7 protein-coding genes are annotated in these 3,024 nt (G+C 48.6%); all 7 read right to left on the reverse strand.

All coding sequences use genetic code 11. The annotated features are described in order from the left end of the window. On the reverse strand, positions 1-756 hold a 756-nt coding region (locus HP552_RS34755), incomplete at its 3' end, for a phage tail tape measure protein (protein WP_175393834.1). Next, the gene (locus HP552_RS00520) at positions 749-1,021 is read right to left on the reverse strand and encodes a hypothetical protein (protein WP_175393835.1); all 273 of its coding nucleotides are present in this window, start codon (positions 1,019-1,021) and stop codon (positions 749-751) included. The genes HP552_RS00520 and HP552_RS34755, both read right to left, overlap by 8 nt. Positions 1,022-1,053: 32 nt before the next feature. Further along, positions 1,054-1,452, reverse strand: coding sequence for a hypothetical protein (locus HP552_RS00525; protein WP_175393836.1), 399 nt, complete (start codon positions 1,450-1,452; stop codon positions 1,054-1,056). A 56-nt stretch (positions 1,453-1,508) separates the two neighbouring features. Continuing rightward, positions 1,509-2,045 (reverse strand): hypothetical protein, encoded by a 537-nt coding sequence (locus tag HP552_RS00530; RefSeq protein WP_175393837.1) that lies wholly within the window; start codon positions 2,043-2,045, stop codon positions 1,509-1,511. Further along, positions 2,045-2,230: a hypothetical protein gene (locus tag HP552_RS00535; protein WP_175393838.1), complete on the reverse strand. Its 186-nt coding sequence runs from the start codon at positions 2,228-2,230 to the stop codon at positions 2,045-2,047. The genes HP552_RS00530 and HP552_RS00535 overlap by 1 nt, the downstream gene beginning before the upstream one ends. Then, positions 2,227-2,604, reverse strand: coding sequence for a minor capsid protein (locus HP552_RS00540; RefSeq protein WP_175393839.1), 378 nt, complete (start codon positions 2,602-2,604; stop codon positions 2,227-2,229). The genes HP552_RS00535 and HP552_RS00540 overlap by 4 nt, the downstream gene beginning before the upstream one ends. Continuing rightward, positions 2,604-3,024, reverse strand: a 421-nt coding sequence (locus HP552_RS00545; protein ID WP_217506273.1) for an HK97 gp10 family phage protein, incomplete at its 5' end; no start/stop codon positions are given. The genes HP552_RS00545 and HP552_RS00540, both read right to left, overlap by 1 nt.

Genomic DNA, 3,024 nt, shown 5'->3' on the forward strand with positions numbered 1-3,024 from the left:
GTTGGAAGCAATGTCGGCCGTGCGGGCAATCTCCATCTGTCCCGCCGCCGCAAGCGACAGCACGCCCGGCATGGCTTCCATGATTTCCTTGGTTTTGAAACCAGCCATAGCCAGGAAGGATTGTGCTTCCGCTGCCTGTGTTGAACTGAACACAGTTGTTGCGCCCAGGTCAATGGCCTGCTGCCGCAAATTCTCGAATTCTTGAGCTGTTGCCCCGCTGATCGCCTTGACCTTTGCCATGGCCTGTTCAAACTGTGCTGACAGGTCTACAGCCTTGATCAGTGCCGCGGCAACAGCAGCCGCGTAAGCTGTGTAAGCAACCCCGGCTGTGGTAATTTCCTTACTTAGATTACTGGCAGACTTGGCGTTTTCGTCAAACCCTGCTTTCATCTTGTTCAGCTTGCCGCTTGTCGATTCTAGCGCCGAACCCTGTTCCTGGATCTGCATTTTTACTTTGCCAATCTGGGAGCTGCTTGCGCCAATCGCTCGTAACTGTGATTCCACGTTTTTGAGCTGTTTTTCGAACAGTTCCGGCTTCGATGCCAGCATTTCGGTTTTAATCTTCCGAATTTCTTTGGAATCCACGCCTACGTCACGCAAGGACTTCGAAACGGTTCTGAAATCCTGGTTAAACTTCTTGGATTCATCCGTCATTTTCTTCATGTCCTGCTTTGCTTCTTCGATTCCTTTTTTGAAACCGTCTGCGTCTAGCCCAAGTTTCGCCTCAATGCCGCCAATGTTTTCGTTCTCAGCCATCCTTCCTCCCTTCTAGCCGCTCGCGCAAGGAACGTAATCCTGCTATGTCCAACTGATCTTTTTTATCCTGCTGCTCGTCTTGCAACGGCCAGCCGATCATATCCACCAAACCTTTAAAACTGTCCTCCGTCATGTTCGGACCCATCACAATGTGAAGTTGTGCCAATCGATCCTCCGCAATCTTTTGTGTTTGCCGGAACAGCAACATAGGCAAATCCGTAATGTAATAGTCATTACGCAGCACCTGTGGCGTAACCCCGAGCAATAGCGAAGCCTCCAGAACCCAATTGTTTATCGTTAGTTCGGATTCTTGACAGCTTGCAGCCTTCCCACCACGGACTGGATTGCGGCGCGGTACTTTTTTGCAGCTTCGTCCAGGTTGTTTCGTTCGATGGTAGATTTCAAAAAGTCATGCAGCTGGATCAGATCCGCTTCTTTCACTTCCTCTTCCGTCACATCGGCCAGAACAGAAACGAGTGTAATCACCTCTTCAGATGCCATCAGCACGCCGACCACGGCACTAGGCCAAAACATTTCCGTATCTCTCGCAGCAATAATATTTGCCACGGTTTGTGGTAGGATCTCGATTTTCTCCATCAAAGACATCCATTTGCCTACACTCAGCCGTGGGATATCCACCCGTTTGTCACCAAAAAAGACATGATCCATTGATTTTTCTTTTTTAAAGTTGAACATGACGCCTCCTTATGAAAAAGGCGGAGCCATCGGCCCCGCCTTATAGGTTTATGAAATTAAACTACGCTCGGATCTCCGAATTCGATTAAATCACCGTTCGCGTTTGGGAATCCCTTAAACGTGACGTTAGTAATCAATTCGTTATCGTAATCAAAGGTGTAATTCAGGTTTGCCCGTGGAGCTGCATTTGGCAGAGTGATGTAATCATTAGTAGTTGTACCTTCCGCGAGCGGCCTCAACGTCATTTTTTTAGCGAATTTCAGCAAATCAATAACCTTCGTTGCATTGACGACAACTTTACTTTTTGTTGGATCGGTGGAATCAACCACTAAGCGCGATCCTGGCAAAACCGCCAATAGCTTTTCTTTGTCGTATTCACCAAAAGGGACTGCCACACTCGCTGTGCGGCCAGTGATGATTTCCTTCAGCGGTGTTGTTCCCGTTTGGTCCATCGTTACTTCTCGGGATGTTTCTTCATAAGTCAGAACAACCCCGCCTTTAGTCGTTCCAAAAATAATTTCTTCCGGCGTCCCTTCATCAAAAACAACTTCGCATGGACCCAATTTAATCTTTTCTGCGTTTACTCCTGCCATTAGGATTGCCCCTCTTTCGTAGTGGATTTTGTGTCTTTGACTTCCTTGCCATAACCCGCCTCAATCATTTTTGCGGCTGCCTCATTGGTCAGCTCAATAACATCTCCAGTTGTCTTGTAATCCGGGCTTTCTTTCGTGCCCGCATTGACCTGGATGTAGGGCTTTGTCAGCTCAACCTTCTTCATTCCATCACCACCAATGTGAAATTAAGAGAATATAAAAGCCGATCATTTTCGTCACGGCCTACATAAAAAGGGCCGGACTGATCGGCTGTACATCTTCGTATTAAAGTCGTTCCGGCGTAAAATTCCCGCCGCTGATGCAGATGCTGATGCAAGTCATAGGCCAGTTGTTCAATACGAACAGCTTCCTTTTCAGGACCCCGCACCACGATTTGCATCGAAGGCTGCTTTCTTGGCGACCAGTCGGAAGGTGGGTAACCGCCTGTCAGACGGACCCAGGCCGATGCATCTGGCGCACCAGAAGGGAATTCGTTGGCGTAATACTTGAAAGGCATTTCCGCCTGGAGCATGTCCGCCAGCATCTTGGGTTTTAACATTACATGTGCATCTCCCTCTTCACTTCATCCGCGATAATCTTCAAAAACCTCCTTGACCTGGCTTTTAACGGACGTTCCAAGAATTTCGGACCGGTTCCTGGCGTAGTCGGGTCAAAATCGGCTACCTCATGCAGATATAACGCATAATTGAATTGATACCCGGATTTCATGGGTCGTGTGGCTGAATAGGACACGGTAGCCGTAATCCGCAGACCGGACTTCGTTTCCACGTCAATCCTTTGTGATTGGCGCAATGCCCCTTTTTTCTTCGGAGCCAGTCTGTCCGACTCATTCCCTAATTCCTCAGCTGCCTTTTTCACGCCACGTTCAGCCGCTGCCACCGCACGTTCATTCAGCAAATCCAGCTGCTTCAGAAACGCGCTCGCATTGATTTCCATACTCATAGGTGAATCACCGTCA

Origin of the sequence: Paenibacillus xylanilyticus, from assembly GCF_013359935.1 — a bacterium.
GTDB lineage: Bacteria > Bacillota > Bacilli > Paenibacillales > Paenibacillaceae > Paenibacillus > Paenibacillus xylanilyticus.

Bases quoted from the DNA above. Each gene is read 5' to 3' on its own strand.
- HP552_RS00525 (WP_175393836.1), bottom strand. From the start codon at position 1,452: ATGTTCAACTTTAAAAAAGAAAAATCAATGGATCATGTCTTTTTTGGT.
- HP552_RS00530 (WP_175393837.1), bottom strand. From the start codon at position 2,045: ATGGCAGGAGTAAACGCAGAAAAGATTAAATTGGGTCCATGCGAAGTT.
- HP552_RS00535 (WP_175393838.1), bottom strand. From the start codon at position 2,230: ATGAAGAAGGTTGAGCTGACAAAGCCCTACATCCAGGTCAATGCGGGC.
- HP552_RS00540 (WP_175393839.1), bottom strand. From the start codon at position 2,604: ATGTTAAAACCCAAGATGCTGGCGGACATGCTCCAGGCGGAAATGCCT.